Here is a 16,770-nt window from a genome sequence, read left to right as displayed (position 1 = left end):
GCCCCGGCGGGCCGCCCCCCGGCACCGGGCCGGGCGGACAGCCGCCCGGCAGGCAGCCCGCCGGCCCCTGGCGGGGTCGGCTCAGGTGAGCTGGGCGACCAGCTCCTCGACCGAGGTCACCGGCCGTTGGCAGACGAACCCCCGGCAGACGTACGCGGTGGGCCGCCCGTCGACCAGCGGCCGGTCGGCGAGCAGCGGCACCCCGGGCTGGTCGGGCCGGCCGGCGACCACCACCGCACCGGGTGGGGCGTGCCGGTGCGCGGCGGCGACCAGCGGGTCCCCGGCCGGGTCGTCGGTGACCACCGCGATCTCGTACGGCCCGGACAGCAGCGCCTCACCGGCGGACGACGCGTACCCGGTGAACCGGGCGTGCCGGCCGACGATCGGTGCGACGGTCGACAGGGCCGCCTCCGCCGCCTCCCGGTAGCGGGTCTCCCCGCTCAACGCCGCGTACGCGCTCAGCGCCGCCACGATCGCCGACCGGCCCGACGGGGTGGCGTTGTCGGTCGGGTCGGCCGGCCGGGTGACCAGCCGTTCGGCGTCGTCGGCGGTGTCGTAGAAACCGCCGTCGGAGGCGGCGAACCGGGCCAGCGCCACGTCCAGCAGGCCACCGGCCAACTCCAGCCAGCGGCCCTCGCCGGTGAGCTGGTGCACCGCGCAGAACGCCTCGGCCACGCAGCCGTAGTCCTCCAGCACACCGGCCGGCTCGCCGACCGTCCGGTCGCGGGAGGCCCGGCGGAGCCGGCCGTCGACCAGGTGCACGCCGGCCAGGTGTTCGGCGGCGTCGCGCAGCGCCCCGTCGGCGACGATGGCGACCCCGTCCATCAGGTTGGCGTCCTCGTCGCCGGGGTCGGCGCAGAGCGCGGCGACCTGGACGAACTCGACGAGCGCGGTGACCGCCAGGCCGTTCCAGGCGGCCACCACCTTGTCGTCGCGGGCCGGTTGGGGGCGGGTGTCCCGGGCGGCCAGCAGCCGGCCCACCACGCTGCGCCAGCGGGCCCGGATCTGCGGGTCGGCGTCGTCGACGTCCCGGGCCAGCCGCAGCACGCTCGTGCCGTGCTCGAAGGTGCCCGCCTCGGTGACGTCGAACAGGTCGGCGGCCCAGCGGCCGTCGTCCTCGCCGAGCGCCTCGACGAGCTGGGCCGGGGTCCAGGCGTAGGTGAGGCCCTCCACCCCGTCGGTGTCGGCGTCGAGCGCGGAGGCGAAGCCGTCGCCGGGGCGGTGCAGCTCGTCGGCGAGGAACCGGGCGGTGTCCCGGGCCACCCGGCGGGCCAGCCGGTCGCCGGTGAGCCGCCACAGCTGGGTGTAGACCCGCAGCAGCAGGGCGTTGTCGTAGAGCATCTTCTCGAAGTGCGGCACCGTCCAGTGGGCGTCCACCGAGTAGCGGGCGAACCCCCCGGCGAGCTGGTCGTACAGGCCGCCCCGGGCCATCGCCTCGGCGGTGTGCCGGACGATCTCCAGGCTGCGCGCCGACCCGGTGCGCCGGTGGTGCCGGAGCAGGAACAGCAGGTTCATGTGCGGCGGAAACTTCGGTGCGCCACCGAAGCCGCCGTTCGTCTCGTCGTACTCGGTGGCGAGTTGGGTGGCGGCGGCGTCGAGCAGGTCGGCGGTGAGCGGGGCGGTGGGGCCGCCGACGGCCTGGGCGCCGCCGATCGCCTCGACCACCGCCGCACCCTGCCGCAGTACGGCCTCCCGCTGCTCCCGCCACGCGGTGCCCACCGACTCCAGCAGCCGGACGAAGTTGGGCTTCGGGAAGTACGTGCCGCAGAAGAACGGGGTGCCGTCGGGGGTGGCGAAGACCGTCATCGGCCACCCGCCCTGGCCGGTCATCGCCTGGGTGGCGGTCATGTAGACGGCGTCGACGTCGGGCCGCTCCTCCCGGTCCACCTTGATCGCCACGAAACCGGCGTTGACCAGCGCGCCGACCGTCTCGTCCTCGAACGACTCGTGGGCCATCACGTGGCACCAGTGGCAGGCGGCGTAGCCCACCGAGATCAGCACCGGGACGTCTCTCCGCTTCGCCTCGGCGAACGCCTCGTCGCACCACGGCCACCAGTCGACCGGGTTGTCGGCGTGCTGGAGCAGGTACGGCGAGGTGGCCTGGGCGAGTCGATTCACCCGACGACCCTATCCACCCCCGGGCGCACCCGTCCCGCCGAAACCGGGCCTTCCCCCGTTCACATTCATCGTCTTTGATCTGTGCGGGTGCGGTGATCGGCACCGGCCCGCGAGGAGGTACCCCCATGCGCGGTTCCCGTCTCCTGTCGGCGCTCACGTCGGTCGCGGTGGCCACAGCGGTGTTCAGCACCGCCGCCCCCGCCTCGGCCGCCGTGGACCCCGGCACCCGGGTCTCGGCGACCACCGTGGTCGGCACGCACAACGCGTACGAACGCGGGACGTACACCTATCTGGCGCAGGCGCTCGACGCCCGCCCCGGAATGATCGAGCTGGACGTCTGGCCGGACATCATCACCAAGCAGTGGCGGGTCAGCCACTCCAACCCGCTCGGCAACGACAACAACTGCGTCGCCGCCAGCACCCCCGCGCAGCTCTACACCGGCACCCGCAACAAGAACCTGGAGCACTGCCTCGACGACATCCGGCTCTGGTTCGACGCCCACCCCGACGCCGGTCCGCTCCAACTCAAACTGGAGCTGAAGACCGGCTTCAGCAGCCGTACCGGGCAGGGGCCCGTCCAGCTCGACGCGGTGCTCGCCGCCCGCCTCGGCAGCCGGGTGTTCCGCCCCGCCGACCTGCGCGCCGGGTACGCCACCCTGGACGCCGCCGCCCGCGCGAACGCCTGGCCGACCCGGGCGCAGCTCGCCGGCAAGGTGATCGTGGAGCTGATCCCCGGCACCGTCGAGGAGGGCAACCCCACCGACACCCTCTGGACCGACATCGAGTACGCCCAGCACCTGGCCGGCCTGGCGGCGGCCGGCACCCTCGGTCAGGCGCAGGCGTTCCCGGCGGTGCACCGGGCCCAGACCGGCGACCCGCGCAGCCGGTACGCCGACACCAGCCTGCGCCCGTGGTTCGTCCTGTTCGATGGCGACGCGTCGGCCTACGTCACCGGCGGCATCGACACCTCCTGGTACGACACCAACCACTACGTGCTGGTGATGACCGACGCGCAGAACGTCCCCCCGGCGGTCGGCAACACCGATCCGGTGGCCGCCCGGGCCCGCCTCGCGCAGCTCGCCGCCGCCCACGCCAGCATCGCCTCCGCCGACTGGGCCGCACTGCCGGCGGTGGTCGGCGAGGTCCTCCCCAGAGGCTGACCCGCCCGCCGCCGGGGTGGCCCGCGTTCCGACGTAGGCACGCGGGCCACCCCGCCACCCGCCACCCGCCACCCGCCGCCCGCCGCCCGCCGCCCGCCGCCCGCCGCAAGATCATGCTCGATCCTGGTTGTAGTGGCCCAAGCCCGCCGAGACCACTACATCGTGGATCGAGCACGATCATGCCGTCGCCACACGCCCGAGGAGGGGTGGGGGTTGCGGGGTCAGGAGGCGCCGTCGGCCCGCAGGGGGAAGACGTTCGACTCGGCGGAGTCGCGCAGCGAGCCGAGCACCGCGCCGATCTTGTCGGCCGGCATCGGCTTGAAGAAGTGGTAGCCCTGGGCGGCGGTGCAGCCCAACGCCACCAGTGCGGCCCGCTGCTCAGCCGTCTCCACGCCCTCGGCGACCACCCGCAGCCCCAACTCGTGGGCGAGGCCGACGGTGGCCCGGACGATCGCCGCCGCCTCCGGCGAGTCGGCCATCCGGATCACGAAGGACCGGTCCACCTTCAACTCGTCCACCGCGATCCGGGTCACGAACGACAGCGACGAGAACCCGGTGCCGAAGTCGTCGACGGCCAACTGGACGCCCATCGACCGCAGGTTCGCCAGCACCTCGTCGATCACCTCCAGCTCGCTCATCACCACCGTCTCGGTGATCTCCAGGACCAACCGGTGCGGCGGCACCTGGTGGCGACGCAGGGCGTCGGCGATCTCCGCCGGCAACCGGGGGTCGAGCAGGCTGCGGGCCGAGAGGTTCACCGAGATCGGCACGTCCAGCCCGTCGCGGGCCCACTCGGCGGCCACCGACAGCGCCTTGTCCAGCACGTACCGGGTGAACGTGCCGAGCTGCTCGCTGTTCTCCACCGGGCGGATGAAGTCGGCCGGGCTGAGCCAGCCCCGCCGGGGATGCCGCCAGCGGATCAGCGCCTCCACCCCGGTCGGTGCGCCGGTGGCCAGGTCGACCGCCGGTTGCAGGGCCAGCACCAGCTGGTCGTCGGCCTGCAACGCCTCCCGCAATTCGGCCAGCAGGGCCAACTGGTCGGTGCTGGCCGCGTCCCGGGTGCTGTCGTACGCGGCGACGCTGCCGCCGCCCTCCTTCGCCTGGTACATGGCGATGTCGGCCCGACGCAGCAGCTCCGTCAGGTCGGCGGTGCCCGCACCGGCAACCACCACCCCCACCGACACCTCGACCGACATCCGCACCCCGGCCACCTCGGTCGGCGCGGCCAGCCGCTCGGCGATCTCCCGGGCCTGCCGCAGCGCGTACGCCATCGGGGCGGCCCGGTCGCCGATCACCGGGACCGACGTCAGCAGCAGGGCGAACTCGTCGCCGCCGAGCCGGGCGAGCAGGTCGCCGGGGCGGGTCAGGGTGCCCAACCGGTTGCCGGTGAGCCGCAGCAGCTGGTCGCCGGCCGCGTGCCCGAGGGTGTCGTTGACCTCTTTGAACTGGTCGATGTCGAGCAGCAGCAACGCCACCGGATGATCGTGGACGAGCTGCCGCAACGCCTGGTCGCCCTTGGTCAGCATGGCCGTCCGGTTGACCAGCCCAGTCAGCGCGTCGTGCACCGCGTCGTACGACGAGCGGGCACTGACCAGCCGCAACTCCCGATGGGTCGCCGCGTCGTGCAGCGCGGCGGCCAACGCGTCGGAGTAGGCGGCCACCGCGTCGCGTTCCCGGTCGTTCGGCGGCCCGGTGGAGGGGAACCGGACCCGCAACTGTCCGACCTGGACGTCACCGACGACGAGCGGCCGGACCAGTTCGTGGGTGTCCACGGTGGCCCCGGCGGGTGGCCCGGTCTCCCGGTCGGCCACCTGGCCCGAGGCGTCACCCCGGTAACGCCGCCAGCGGCCGTCACCCCGGGCCACGTCCACGTCCACCAGTTCGGCACCGAAGAGGGCCAGCGCGCCGGTGACCGCCGCCGTGGCCACCCCGCGCTCGTCGAGCTGGTTGAGCGCGGCGGTGGCCTCGGCGAAGGCCCGCCAGGTGCGCTGTTCCTGGTCGGCGCGCAGCCGGTGCCGGTAGGTCTGCTGGAGCAGCCAGAGCAGCGGTGGGAGCAGCAGCAACCAGCGCGGGTCGACCTCCAGCAGGGCCACCACGACCAGCCCGACCACCACGTTGCCGACGAACATCAGCACCTTGCCGCGCAGGGCGACGAGCAGCGCCGGGCCGACCGCAACGCCGTGCCGCAGGGCGAGGGTGGCCCCGCCCAGCCCGGCGGTGGTGAGCAGGTAGGTGACCGCGCCGGCGACCAGGGCGGGCACGAGGGCCGGGGTGGGGCCGGCCAGCAACGGCTGACCGAGGGCGGTGGTGACGGCGACGGCGAGCGCGGTGGCTGCGGTCAGCGAGGCGGCGATCCGCAGCAGCTCCACCGGGGGACGGCGGTCGGCGGCCAGTGACATGGTCGTCCAGGCCACACCGGTGCCGAGCAGCGCTGCGGCCGGCAACCAGCCGGCTGGCGCGAGGTAGAGGCAGACGATCAGGGCCGCCTCGCCCCAGGTGATGCTCACCATGCCGGTGGCGGTGCGGAACCGCAACCGGGCGAGTTGGGACATCGCGAACACGGCGACGACGATGCCGAACCGGGCGACCGCGGGGAGCGGGTCGTCGGGCGGCAGGACGGTCGGCAGGCGCAGGCCGAGCGCCACCGCCACCAACGCGGTCAGGGTCACGGCGAGGGTGAGGACACGTACCCGCAGCGGGGTGTCCGGCGGCTCCGGCCCGTCGTCGGACGCGCCGGCCCTGCCGGAGGTCACCGCCCGGCTCCGTCCGCGGGGCCGTCGACGGCGCGACGGACGAACGCGGCTACGACGGTCATGGCACCCCCTCCCGCGCACGGCTCAGGGACTTTCGTCCCCCGGCGGAAGGCTAAGCCAATCCGGGTGGCCGCAACAGGGGTCGACGACCCGGATCAGCGTGATTCACGCCCCCGTCATCCCACTCAGGGCTGCTGGTGGCCGCTCGGCAGGTTCGTACGTGATTCCTGCCCGGTCGTCCCGTCCGACGGACCGGTGGCCGACGAATCGGCCCGGTCGGCCCCGACCGGGCCGCCCTGCTGGGGGAACCGCTCGGGCAACCGGCGCAGCCGGGAGTTCATGTTGCGGATCAGCAGCACGGTGGCGGTGCCGAGGATCAGGATGAGGAACAGGCCCATCGGCCCGGCCAGACCACCCGTGCGGGTGTCCCCGAAGTTGTTCTCCGCGAGCACCTGGACAGTGTTGAGCATGGCATTTCTCCGATGTGCGGTGGAGTGTCAGCGTAGCCCCGGCCGCCGGTCACCTGACATGGGCGGCTTCCCGTACCCCGGCGAACAGGTCGGACTCGGGCAGCGGGGAGTCGACCGTCGAGCGGGCGAGTTGGAAGTCCTCCGTCGGCCAGGCGTGCTGCTGGATCTCCATCGGCACGTGGAACCAGAAGCCGTCCGGGTCGACCTGGGTGGCGTGGGCGCGCAACGCGTCGTCGCGGACCGGGAAGTATTCCGCGCACTCCACCCGGGTGGTGATCCGCGAACCCTTGTCCGGCCGCTCGTCCCAGCGCTTGAGCCAGTCCTCGTACGGTGAGGGGAGGCCCGCGGCCAGCGTGCCCTCGTGCAGGGCCAGGATCCTGCCCTTGGAGAAGCCGATGTCGTAGTAGAGCTTCAACGGCTGCCAGGGGGCGCCCAGTTCCGGGTACCGGGTCGGGTCGCCGGCCGCCTCGAACGCGGCCACGCTGACCTTGTGGCACATGATGTGGTCGGGGTGCGGGTAGCCGCCCTCCTCGTCGTACGTGGTGACGACGTGCGGACGGAACTCCCGCATCAGCTTGACCAGCGGCCCGGCCGCCACCTCGACGTCCTGGAGGGCGAAGCAGCCCTCGGGCAACGGCGGCAGCGGGTCGCCCTCGGGCAGGCCCGAGTCGACGAAGCCCAGCCAGGCCTGCTCGACGCCGAGGATCGCCCGGGCGGCGTCCATCTCGGCCCGCCGGATCTCACCGATGTTGGCCCACACGTCGGGGCGGTCGAGCTTGGGGTTGAGCACGCTGCCGCGTTCGCCCCCGGTGCACGTCACGACCAGCACGTCCACCCCCTCGGCGACGTATTTCGCCATGGTCGCGGCACCCTTGCTGGACTCGTCGTCCGGGTGTGCGTGCACGGCCATGAGCCGCAGCTTCTCTGCCAACGTGGGCGCTCCTCGTCTGTGCCCGCCGGCGGCCCGGTCCGGGTCGCTCGCCCGACCCGCCGCGGTGACCTGTCGGCGCGGCTGCCGACCTGCCGTTCCGGGCCCGGCCCCGGGCTGGGAAGATGGACCCTGTCATTCTTGCCGACGCGACCGACAACAACGCCAGGAGATACCCGCCGGTGACCGAGACGCACGCCACAGTTCCCTCGGCCGCGCCGGTGTTCCCGCCCGGCCGGTACGGCCGCCGACGGGAGCCCGGGCGTCGACGCCCGGCGCTGAGCTGGGCACTGGTGGCCGTGCTGATCGCCGGGTTGGTCCTGGCCGCGACGCAGCTCTACCAGCGCTACGGCGACCCGGAATACCGGCCCGAGGTGATCACCTACACCGATGCCAGCGACACCGGCGTGCGGGTCGACTTCCGGGTGACCGTGCCCGAGGGCGGCTCGGCGGTGTGTCTGGTGCGGGCCCGCTCGCACGCCGGCGTCGAGGTGGGGCACGAGGAGGTCACCGTGACCGCGTCCCCCGGCCAGCGGCACGTCACCGCCCGGCACCGGGTGGCGACCACCGAGCGTCCGTTCATCGGCGAAGTGGTCCGCTGCCGTCCGGCGGGCTGAACACCACGGGTGACCAGGGCGCGGCGACGCCACGGCCGGCGGGCGGCACGCTGCTCCCACCCGACCGGGTGATCGACGACGCCCGCACGTGCCGGCCACTGGTAGGTTGGTAAGTCACCTGTCAGCCAGCACGCACATCCGAGGAGTACGCCTGTGTCCACCAATGACAACAAGGCGCCCGCCACCTGGCTGTCCCAGGACGCGCACGACCGCCTCCAGGCCGAGCTCGACGAGCTGATCGCCAACCGGCCGGTCATCGCCGCCGAGATCAACGCCCGGCGGGAAGAGGGCGACCTGCGGGAGAACGGTGGCTACCACGCCGCCCGCGAGGAGCAGGGCAAGGCCGAGGGCCGGATCCTCTACCTCAAGGAGCTGCTGCGCACCGCCCAGGTGGGCGAGGCGCCGACGGCCGACGTGGTGTCGCCCGGCATGGTCGTGACGATCTACTTCGACGACGACAAGGACGACACCGAGACGTTCCTGCTCGGGTCGCGGGAGATCGCCGCCACCACCGACCTGACGGTCTACAGCCCGGAGTCGGCGCTGGGCAGGGCCATCCTGGGCGGTCGCCCCGGCCAGGCCTGCACCTACACCGCGCCCAGCGGCGCGGACATCAAGGTGACGATCGTCAGCTTCGAGCCGTTCTCCGGCTGAGCCGCACCGCCGCCGGGTCCGCGCGACCCGACGACGATCCATCGGTACGCACGAGGCGTGGCACCCGTCGGGGTGTCACGCCTCGGTCGTCAGGACCACCTGGTAACCACTGGCCCGTAGGGCACTGATCAGGGTGTCGGAGTGCTCGACGCCCCGGGTCTCCACCGACAGGGCCACCTCCACCTCACCGAGCCGCAGGTGCGGATTGGCCCGCTGGTGTTCCACGTCGACCACGTTCGCCCGGTGCCCGGCGATCTCGGTGAGCAGTGACGCGAGCTGGCCCGGCCGGTCCGAGCAGCGCACGGTGACCCGCAGGTAGCGGCCCGCTGCGGCGAGACCGTGTTCGATCACCCGCATCATCAGCAGCGGGTCGATGTTGCCGCCGGAGAGCACCGCCACCGTCGGGGTGTCCACCTGCACGACGCCGGCCAGCAGCGCGGCCACCCCGACCGCACCGGCCGGCTCGACCACCTGTTTGCCCCGCTCCAGCAGCATCAGCAGCGCCCGGGAGATGTCCTCCTCGCTGACGGTGACCATCTCGTCGACGAGCGTACGGACGTGACTGAAAGTGATCTCACCTGGCCGGCCGACCGCGATGCCGTCGGCGATGGTGGCGAACGCCGGCAGCCGGACCGGTTCCCCGGCGGCCAGCGAGGGCGGGAACGCGGCGGCGCTGGCCGCCTGCACGCCGATGATCCGCACGTCGGGTCGCAGCGCCTTCGCGGCCACCGCCATCCCGGAGATCAGGCCACCGCCACCGACCCCGGTGATGATCGTCCGCACCTCGGGGCACTGTTCGAGGATCTCCAGGGCAACGGTGCCCTGGCCGGCGATCACGTCCGGGTGGTCGAACGGGTGGATGAACACCGCGCCGGTGCGCTCGGCGAAGGTCTGCGCGGCCACCAACGACTCGTCCACGGTGTTGCCGACCAGTTCGATGCGAGCGCCGTACCCCTTGGTGGCGGCCACCTTGGGCAGTGGGGCGTTGACCGGCATGAAGACGGTGGCGTGGGTGCCGACCAGGCCGGCGGCGAGGGCCACCCCCTGGGCGTGGTTGCCGGCACTGGCCGCGACCACACCCTGCTCCCGCTCCTGCGCCGACAGCCGGGAGATCCGCACGTACGCGCCGCGCACCTTGTAGGAGCCGGCGCGCTGCATGTTCTCGCACTTGAGCCAGACCGGGCCGGCCAGCGCCGCGCTCAGCGGCCGGGACGGCTCCAGCGGGGTGGTCCGGGTGACCCCGGTGAGCAGTTCCCGGGCGGCCCGTACGTCGGCGAGGTCGACCAGTTCCGTCATGCCCCGATCGTGCCACCCGCCCCCGGCGGCACCGGCGGCGACACCGCCCGCCACCAGCGGCGACGACGTGCTCACCGACCGCTGGTGGTCGCACCGGGGTCAGCCGGCCGACGACCCGGACCAGGTGGGCCCGCTCCGGCACCGACGGCCCGGCACGGGGCGGTCAGGCGGGCGGGTCAGGCGACGGCCGGGGAGCCCGTGTCGACCCGGGGGTAGCCGGGGGCGTGCCGGGTCCAGGGGGCCTGCATCTCGAACTGCCCGGCGACACCGAGCAGCAGCAGTTCCGACCCGGGCGGGCCGACCAGTTGCGCGGCGACCGGCAGGCCGTCCGGGCGGCGGCCCACCGGCACCACGATCGACGGCAGGCCGGCGACGTTCCACGGGGCGGCGAACGGGGCGTACCGGATGTTGGTCCTCATGTTCGCCAGCCAGGACCGGCCGGACCAGGCGGTGGCCTCCGGCGGCGGCCCGGCCAGGGCCGGGGTGAGCAGCAGGTCGACCGCGTGGTCGGTGAAGAAACCGACGGAGCGGTCGCGCCAGGCGGCCCGGTCGGCCTCCCGCACGTACCCCCGGCGTTGCGCCCACTCCCCCAGCGCGACGTGCCGGCGGCTGCGCCGTTGCAGGCCACGCCGGTCGATGCCGGCGGCCCGCACGTCGGCCGCGGCGGCGGCGAGCCAGGTGGCGATGCCCTGGAGGCCGAGCGAGGTCGGGTAGACCGGGTCGGCGGGCACGGTGTCGTGGCCGGCGGCGGCGAGCAGCCGGCCGGCGGCGGCCACCGCGTCCCGGTTGGGCGCGTCCGGCGACACACCGCGCACCGGCGAGCGCAGCGACACGCCGACCCGCAGCCGGGGCGGGGGGACCAGCTTGTCCGGGCGACGCCCGGCGAGCACCTGGAAGCCGACGGCGGCATCGGCGACCGTGGTGGTGAGCATGCCGTGCTCGGTCAGCCCGAACCAGTCCTCCGCGCCGAGCTGGCACGGGACCACACCCCGGCCGGGCTTGAGCCCGACCAGGCCGCAGCAGGCGGCCGGGATGCGGATCGAGCCCAGCCCGTCGTTGCCGTGCGCGATCGGCACCAGCCCGGCCGCGACCGCCGCGGCGGCTCCGCCGGAAGACCCCCCGGGGGTACGCCGCAGGTCCCACGGGTTACGGGTGACGGCGGTCGCGTCGTCGGTGATCGCCCAGAGTCCCAGCTCCGGCATCCGGGTCACCCCGAGGATCACCGCGCCCGCGCCGCGCAACCGGCGCACCACCTCGTGGTCGGCCTCCGCCACCGGGGTACGCGCGGCGACCGACCCGTTCCAGGTGGGCAGGCCGGCGACCGGGGTGTTCTCCTTGACCGCCACCGGCACCCCGGCGAGCGGGAGGTTCGCCAACTCCTCCTGCTCGTCGACCTTCTCCGCCTCGGTGATCGCCTCGCCGCCCCGGACCACCCGGAACGCGGAGAGGGCGCCGTCGACCCGCCCGACGTGGTCCAGGTGGTCGGCGACGACCTGGGTGGCGGAGACGTCGCCCCGGCGTACGCCTCGGGCGATCTGCTTGGCGGTCGCCCCCACCCAGGTCGGCATGATGTCCTGCACGGCCACCTCTTCCCAGCCCGCGGTCAGCCCAGCGCCTGCTCCAGATCGGCGAGCAGGTCGTCGACCGTCTCGATGCCGACAGACAGTCGCACGAGATCGCCGGGAACTTCAAGCGGCGAGCCGGCAGCACTTGCGTGTGTCATCCGGCCCGGGTGCTCGATCAGGGACTCCACCCCGCCGAGCGACTCGGCGAGGACGAACAGCCGGGCCCGGTTGCAGACCTGCACGGCGTGTTCCTCACCGCCGGCGGCCCGGAAGGAGATCATCCCGCCGAAGCGGCGCATCTGCTTGGCGGCCACCTCGTGTCCGGGGTGCGACGGCAGGCCCGGGTAGATGACCTGGGCGACCTTGGCGTGCCCGTCGAGGAAGGCGGCGATCCGTTCGGCGTTGTCGCAGTGCCGGTCCATCCGTACCCCGAGGGTCTTGATGCCGCGCAGGGTCAGCCAGGCGTCGAACGGGCCGTTGATCGCGCCCATCGCGTTCTGGTGGTAGCGCAGCTCGCCGCCGAGGGTCGGATCGGCGACGATCAACGCGCCACCGACCACGTCGGAGTGCCCGCCGACGTACTTGGTGGTGGAGTGCACCACCACGTCCGCGCCGTGCGCGAGCGGCTGCTGCAGGTACGGCGAGGCGAACGTGTTGTCGACCGCCAGCAGCGCCCCGGCCTCGTGCGCGAGCCCGGCCAGGGCGGCGATGTCGGCGATGCCGAGCAGCGGGTTCGTCGGCGTCTCCACCCAGACGATCTTCGTCTCGGGGCGGATCGCGGCCCGGACCGCGTCGACGTCGGAGACCTTCGCCGGCGTGTACGTCAGCCCCCACCGCTCGGCGACCCGGGCGAACAGCCGGTAGGTGCCGCCGTACGCGTCGTCGGGGATCACCACGTGGTCGCCGGGCGAGCAGACCGTCCGCAGCAGGGTGTCCTCGGCGGCCAGGCCGCTGGCGAAGGCGAGCCCGACCCGACCCCCCTCCAGCGCGGCCAGGCACTCCTGGAGCGCGTCGCGGGTGGGGTTGCCGGAGCGGCTGTACTCGTAGCCCTGCCGGGGCGCTCCGACGGCGTCCTGGGCGTACGTGCTGGTCTGGTAGATCGGGGGGATCACCGCGCCGGTGCGGGCCTCCGGGTCCTGGCCGGCGTGGATGGCGAGCGTCTCGAAGCCGTGACTCATCCCGCAGACGTTAGTCCGCCCCGCCCCGCCCGCCGGGCGGAACCCGCCCCCGCTCATCCCGCGCCGCGCCCCGGCGGCGTCCACTCCGCGTGGTGGGCGGGCGCGCAGGGCTCTAGGCTGCGCGGGTGAGCGGGTGCGTGTTCTGTCAGATCGTGGCCGGGGAGGTGCCGGCGTTCCGGGTGGCCGACGAGCCGGACGGGGTGGCGTTCCTGGACACCCGGCCCGTGTTCAAGGGGCACGTCCTGGTGGTGCCCCGCGCCCACCTGGTCACCCTGACCGACCTGCCGGCGGCCGACCTGTCCGGCTACTTCGGCCTGGTGCAGCGCCTGGCGGCGGCCGTGGAATCCGGTCTGGGGGCCGGTGGGACCTTCGTGGCGATGAACAACCGGGTGTCCCAGTCGGTGCCGCACCTGCACACCCACGTGGTGCCGAGGACCAAGGGCGACGGCCTGCGCGGCTTCTTCTGGCCGCGTACCCGCTACGCCGACGACGCCGAGGCCGACTCCTACGCCGGGCGGGTCGCCGCCGCCCTGCCCTGAGACCCGCCGACATTCGGCGAGGCCCGGGGGCGAGAGCCGGGACGCAGCGGGTAAGGAAGACGGGCCCGCCGGTGTTGCATGCGGGGAGAGGTACGAGAGGAGTTCCACCGTGTTCCTTCGCCGCATGAAGGCCGAGATGATCAGCCCCGACCAGGCCCTGCCCGGCCGCCCGATCGCGATGCCGATCGGGGACCGGCACGAGGTGCTGCCGTCGTCGCTGAAGGGCCCGTTCCCGGAGGGTGCCCAGGTCGCCGTCTTCGGCATGGGCTGCTTCTGGGGCGCCGAGCGGCTGTTCTGGACCCTCCCGGGGGTGCTGACGACGTCGGCCGGCTACGCGGGCGGCTACAGCGCCAACCCGACGTACGAGGAGGTGTGTTCGGGGATGACCGGGCACGCCGAGGTGGTCCAGGTGGTCTACGAGCCCACCGTGATCAGCTACGAGGACCTGCTCAAGGTGTTCTGGGAGAACCACGACCCGACCCAGGGCATGCGTCAGGGCAACGACGTCGGCAGCCAGTACCGCTCGACGATCTACACCACCAGCGACGAGCAGCTGGCCACCGCGCAGGCGTCCCGGGACGCGTTCGCGCCGATCGTGGCGCGGGCCGGCAAGGGTGAGATCACCACCGAGATCGCCCCGCTGGGCGACTACTACTTCGCCGAGGACTACCACCAACAGTATCTGGCCCCGACGAAGAACCCGAACGGCTACTGCAACCACGGACCGAACGGGTTGAGCTGCCCGGTCGGGGTGGCCCGTACCGCCGGCTGAGGGAGCCCCGGCAGGTGAGGGCCGTGATCGCGGGCGGAACTGCCCGTTCGAGGAACGCGCGAGGGAGTATGGGCCCGATGAGTCACGATCCGGCCGGGGGTGTGCGGGTCATCAGAATCGTCGATCACGATCCGGCCTGGCCACAACGGTTCCGGGAGGTGGCGGGTCCACTGCGCGCGGCATTGGGCGATGTGGCACTGCGCATCGACCACATCGGCTCCACCTCGGTGCCGGGCCTGGCGGCCAAACCGGTGATCGACCTACAGATCTCGGTGGCCCGGTTGGCACCCGACGAGCCTTTCCGGGTGCCGTTGCAGAGCCTGGGACACGTGTTCCGGGACAAGAACCCGGAACGTACGAAGCGGTACTTCCGGGAACCGCCGGGGCAGCCGCGTACCCACATCCACGTGCGGATGGCAGGTAGTTTCTCGGAGCAGTTTCCCTTGCTGTTCCGCGATTACCTGCGGGTGCATCCACAGGCCGCCGAGGAGTACGCGGCGGTCAAGCGTGACCTGGCCGCCAGACATCCGCACGATGGGCTCGCCTACACGAACGCGAAGGCCGGGTTCTCCTGGGCGCTCATCCGTCGCGCCGACGACTGGGCCCAGGAGACCGGGTGGTCGCCGGGCCCGAGCGACGCATGAGCACCGACGGTGTGAGCTGCCCGGTCGGGGTGGCCCGTACGGTCGGCTGACCGACCCGGACACCGAGCGGCCGTCGGGCGACCCGCCCGACGGCCGTTTTCCGGAGCCTGCGGTGTTTGTCACATCGTGGGCCCGGGGCGAATCGGGCACCCGCCGGGCCCCGGGCAGGAACGTCGGCCCGCGCGGGGCCGTCACGGTGAGTGGCGCACATGCTAGCAATCCCGTAACACCATCGACATCAGCTCAACAGGCGAAGTGCAACAACCTCTGGCAGCATTGGCTGGCATGTGCGGACTTGCGGGAGAGTTCCGGCGTGACGGTTCCCGGGCCGATGTGTCGGCGGTGGAACGCATGGCGGCCACGATGAGTGACCGGGGGCCCGACGACAGCGGAGTGTGGTCACAGGGGGCCACCGCCCTCGGGCACCGCCGCTTGAAGATCATCGACCTCTCCGCCGCCAGCGGGCAACCGATCGTCGACCCGGCCGCCGGGCTCACCGGCGTGTTCAACGGCTGCATCTACAACTACCGCGAGCTGCGCCAGGAGTTGCAGGCTAAGGGCCACCGCTTCTTCTCCTCCGGCGACAGCGAGGTGGTGGTCAAGGCGTACGCCGAGTGGGGGCTCGACTTCGTCGACCACCTGATCGGCATGTTCGCCGTCGCGATCACCGAGCGGGACACCGGCCGGCTGGTGCTGGCCCGGGACCGGCTCGGCATCAAGCCGCTCTACCTGGCCGAGACGCCGGGCGTGGTGCGGTTCGCCAGCACCCTGCCCGCCCTGCTGGCCGGCGGCGGGATCGACACCACCATCGACCCGGTGGCACTGTCGCACTACCTCAGCTTCCACAGCATCGTGCCGCCGCCGCGCACCATCCTGCGTGGCGTGGCCAAGCTCCCCCCGGCCACCGTCCGGGTCTACGAGCCCGACGGCCGCACCCACGAGCGGGTCTACTGGGACCCGTCGTTCACCCGGGACGCGTCGCGCGCCGACTGGTCGGCCCGGGACTGGGAGGACGCCCTGCTGGAGTCGCTGACCACCGCCGTACGCCGGCGGATGGTCGCCGACGTGCCGGTGGGCGTGCTGCTCTCCGGCGGCCTGGACTCCAGCCTGGTGGTGGCGCTGCTGGCCGGCGAGGGGCAGACCCGCTCCGGGCTGTCCACCTTCTCGATCGGCTTCGACGCCGTCGGCGGGCGGGAGGGCGACGAGTTCGTCTACTCCGACCTTGTGGCCAAGACGTTCGGCACCGACCACCACCAGCTCAAGGTGGCCGCCGGTGACCTGGTTCCGCCGCTGGAGGCGGCGGTGGCCGCGATGAGCGAGCCGATGGCCAGCCACGACTGCGTCGCCTTCTACCTGCTGAGCCAGGAGGTCTCCAAGCACGTCAAGGTGGTCCAGTCCGGTCAGGGCGCGGACGAGATCCTCGGCGGCTACCACTGGTACCCGCCACTGGCCGGCATCGACCGGGAGCAGGCCCTCGACTCGTACGCGAAGGCGTTCTTCGACCGGGACGCGGCCGGGCTGGCCCGGGTGCTCAACCCGGCGTGGCTGGCCGACGGCGACCCGGCGCGCGAGTTCGTCGCCGCCCACCTGGGCCGGGCCGGGGCGCAGACCGCCGTCGACGCCGGCCTGCGCATCGACACCCAGGTCATGCTCACCGACGACCCGGTGAAGCGGGTCGACAACATGACCATGGCGCACGGCCTGGAGGCCCGGGTGCCGTTCCTCGACCACGAGTTCGTGGAGCTGGCGGCGAGCTGCCCGCCCGAGCTGAAGCTGGCCCAGGGCGGCAAGGGCGTGCTCAAGGAGATCGGCCGCCGGGTCCTGCCGCACGAGGTGATCGACCGCCCCAAGGGTTACTTCCCGGTGCCCGGCCTGACCCACCTGGAGGGCAAGCTCCTCGACCGGGTCCGCGACGCGCTCACCGCGCCGCAGGCCCGCCGCCGCGACCTGTTCCGTGCCGACTACGTCAATGCGCTGCTCGCCGACCCGAACGCCGAACTGACCCCGTTGAACGGAAACAAACTGTGGCAACTGGGACTCCTGGAAATGTGGCTCCAGAGCCACGGAATCGACTGA

14 protein-coding genes are annotated in these 16,770 nt (G+C 73.1%); 7 read left to right on the top strand and 7 right to left on the bottom strand.

Features of this window, described 5'->3' with window-relative positions; translation table 11 throughout:
• Nucleotides 1-81: 81 nt before the first annotated feature.
• On the bottom strand, nt 82-2,118 hold the full coding sequence (locus AB0C22_RS19910; RefSeq protein WP_219467285.1) for a thioredoxin domain-containing protein: 2,037 nt from the start codon (nt 2,116-2,118) through the stop codon (nt 82-84).
• Between the two features lie 125 nt (nt 2,119-2,243).
• On the opposite strand from AB0C22_RS19910, the gene AB0C22_RS19905 reads away from it, so the two are divergent.
• Nucleotides 2,244-3,278 (top strand): phosphatidylinositol-specific phospholipase C domain-containing protein, encoded by a 1,035-nt coding sequence (locus AB0C22_RS19905; protein ID WP_357536288.1) that lies wholly within the window; start codon nt 2,244-2,246, stop codon nt 3,276-3,278.
• A gap of 221 nt (nt 3,279-3,499) precedes the next feature.
• Here AB0C22_RS19905 and AB0C22_RS19900 read toward each other — a convergent pair whose 3' ends face one another.
• From AB0C22_RS19900 to mca, 3 genes are all read right to left on the bottom strand, one after another.
• On the bottom strand, nt 3,500-5,974 hold the full coding sequence (locus AB0C22_RS19900; protein ID WP_255599003.1) for a bifunctional diguanylate cyclase/phosphodiesterase: 2,475 nt from the start codon (nt 5,972-5,974) through the stop codon (nt 3,500-3,502).
• 242 nt (nt 5,975-6,216) lie between these two features.
• A complete protein-coding gene (locus tag AB0C22_RS19895) occupies nt 6,217-6,501 on the bottom strand; it encodes a hypothetical protein (protein WP_219467277.1) in 285 nt (94 codons plus the stop codon).
• Nucleotides 6,502-6,550: 49 nt separating this feature from the next.
• Nucleotides 6,551-7,432 (bottom strand): mycothiol conjugate amidase Mca, encoded by an 882-nt coding sequence (gene mca / locus AB0C22_RS19890; RefSeq protein ID WP_219467274.1) that lies wholly within the window; start codon nt 7,430-7,432, stop codon nt 6,551-6,553.
• A 179-nt stretch (nt 7,433-7,611) separates the two neighbouring features.
• On the opposite strand from mca, the gene AB0C22_RS19885 reads away from it, so the two are divergent.
• The gene (locus AB0C22_RS19885; RefSeq protein WP_208568519.1) at nt 7,612-8,046 is read left to right on the top strand and encodes a DUF4307 domain-containing protein; all 435 of its coding nucleotides are present in this window, start codon (nt 7,612-7,614) and stop codon (nt 8,044-8,046) included.
• Between the two features lie 153 nt (nt 8,047-8,199).
• Nucleotides 8,200-8,700 carry a transcription elongation factor GreA gene (gene greA / locus AB0C22_RS19880; protein WP_208568520.1) on the top strand — a complete coding sequence of 167 codons (501 nt, stop codon included), beginning with the start codon at nt 8,200-8,202 and terminating at the stop codon, nt 8,698-8,700.
• Nucleotides 8,701-8,775: 75 nt separating this feature from the next.
• Here greA and ilvA read toward each other — a convergent pair whose 3' ends face one another.
• From ilvA to AB0C22_RS19865, 3 genes are all read right to left on the bottom strand, one after another.
• A complete protein-coding gene (ilvA, locus tag AB0C22_RS19875; protein WP_219467271.1) occupies nt 8,776-9,996 on the bottom strand; it encodes a threonine ammonia-lyase in 1,221 nt (406 codons plus the stop codon).
• Between the two features lie 176 nt (nt 9,997-10,172).
• The gene (locus AB0C22_RS19870; protein WP_219467268.1) at nt 10,173-11,582 is read right to left on the bottom strand and encodes an amidase family protein; all 1,410 of its coding nucleotides are present in this window, start codon (nt 11,580-11,582) and stop codon (nt 10,173-10,175) included.
• Between the two features lie 17 nt (nt 11,583-11,599).
• Nucleotides 11,600-12,739: a cystathionine gamma-synthase gene (locus tag AB0C22_RS19865; RefSeq protein WP_357536285.1), complete on the bottom strand. Its 1,140-nt coding sequence runs from the start codon at nt 12,737-12,739 to the stop codon at nt 11,600-11,602.
• 125 nt (nt 12,740-12,864) lie between these two features.
• Between AB0C22_RS19865 and AB0C22_RS19860 the strand changes: the two genes are divergently transcribed.
• The 4 genes from AB0C22_RS19860 to AB0C22_RS19845 all read left to right on the top strand — a co-directional run bounded on the left by AB0C22_RS19860 (nt 12,865) and on the right by AB0C22_RS19845 (nt 16,770).
• Entirely contained in the window at nt 12,865-13,278 is a 414-nt protein-coding gene (locus AB0C22_RS19860; protein ID WP_219467262.1) for an HIT family protein, read from the top strand.
• A gap of 109 nt (nt 13,279-13,387) precedes the next feature.
• Entirely contained in the window at nt 13,388-14,050 is a 663-nt protein-coding gene (msrA, locus tag AB0C22_RS19855; RefSeq protein WP_208568525.1) for a peptide-methionine (S)-S-oxide reductase MsrA, read from the top strand.
• A 77-nt stretch (nt 14,051-14,127) separates the two neighbouring features.
• The gene (locus AB0C22_RS19850; protein WP_219467242.1) at nt 14,128-14,694 is read left to right on the top strand and encodes a GrpB family protein; all 567 of its coding nucleotides are present in this window, start codon (nt 14,128-14,130) and stop codon (nt 14,692-14,694) included.
• 285 nt (nt 14,695-14,979) lie between these two features.
• Nucleotides 14,980-16,770, top strand: coding sequence for an N-acetylglutaminylglutamine amidotransferase (locus AB0C22_RS19845; protein WP_357536282.1), 1,791 nt, complete (start codon nt 14,980-14,982; stop codon nt 16,768-16,770).

Source organism: Micromonospora sp. NPDC048894 (assembly GCF_040649765.1).
Classification (GTDB): Bacteria; Actinomycetota; Actinomycetes; order Mycobacteriales; family Micromonosporaceae; genus Micromonospora; species Micromonospora antibiotica.
The sequence above is the reverse complement of the archived record's forward strand: the minus strand, read 5'-3'. Positions and strand labels throughout refer to the sequence as shown.

Coding starts and splice junctions, on each gene's coding strand:
- AB0C22_RS19905 (WP_357536288.1), top strand. CDS start 2,244: ATGCGCGGTTCCCGTCTCCTGTCGGCGCTCACGTCGGTCGCGGTGGCC.
- AB0C22_RS19895 (WP_219467277.1), bottom strand. CDS start 6,501: ATGCTCAACACTGTCCAGGTGCTCGCGGAGAACAACTTCGGGGACACC.
- ilvA (WP_219467271.1), bottom strand. CDS start 9,996: ATGACGGAACTGGTCGACCTCGCCGACGTACGGGCCGCCCGGGAACTG.
- AB0C22_RS19865 (WP_357536285.1), bottom strand. CDS start 12,739: ATGAGTCACGGCTTCGAGACGCTCGCCATCCACGCCGGCCAGGACCCG.
- AB0C22_RS19850 (WP_219467242.1), top strand. CDS start 14,128: ATGAGTCACGATCCGGCCGGGGGTGTGCGGGTCATCAGAATCGTCGAT.
- AB0C22_RS19845 (WP_357536282.1), top strand. CDS start 14,980: ATGTGCGGACTTGCGGGAGAGTTCCGGCGTGACGGTTCCCGGGCCGAT.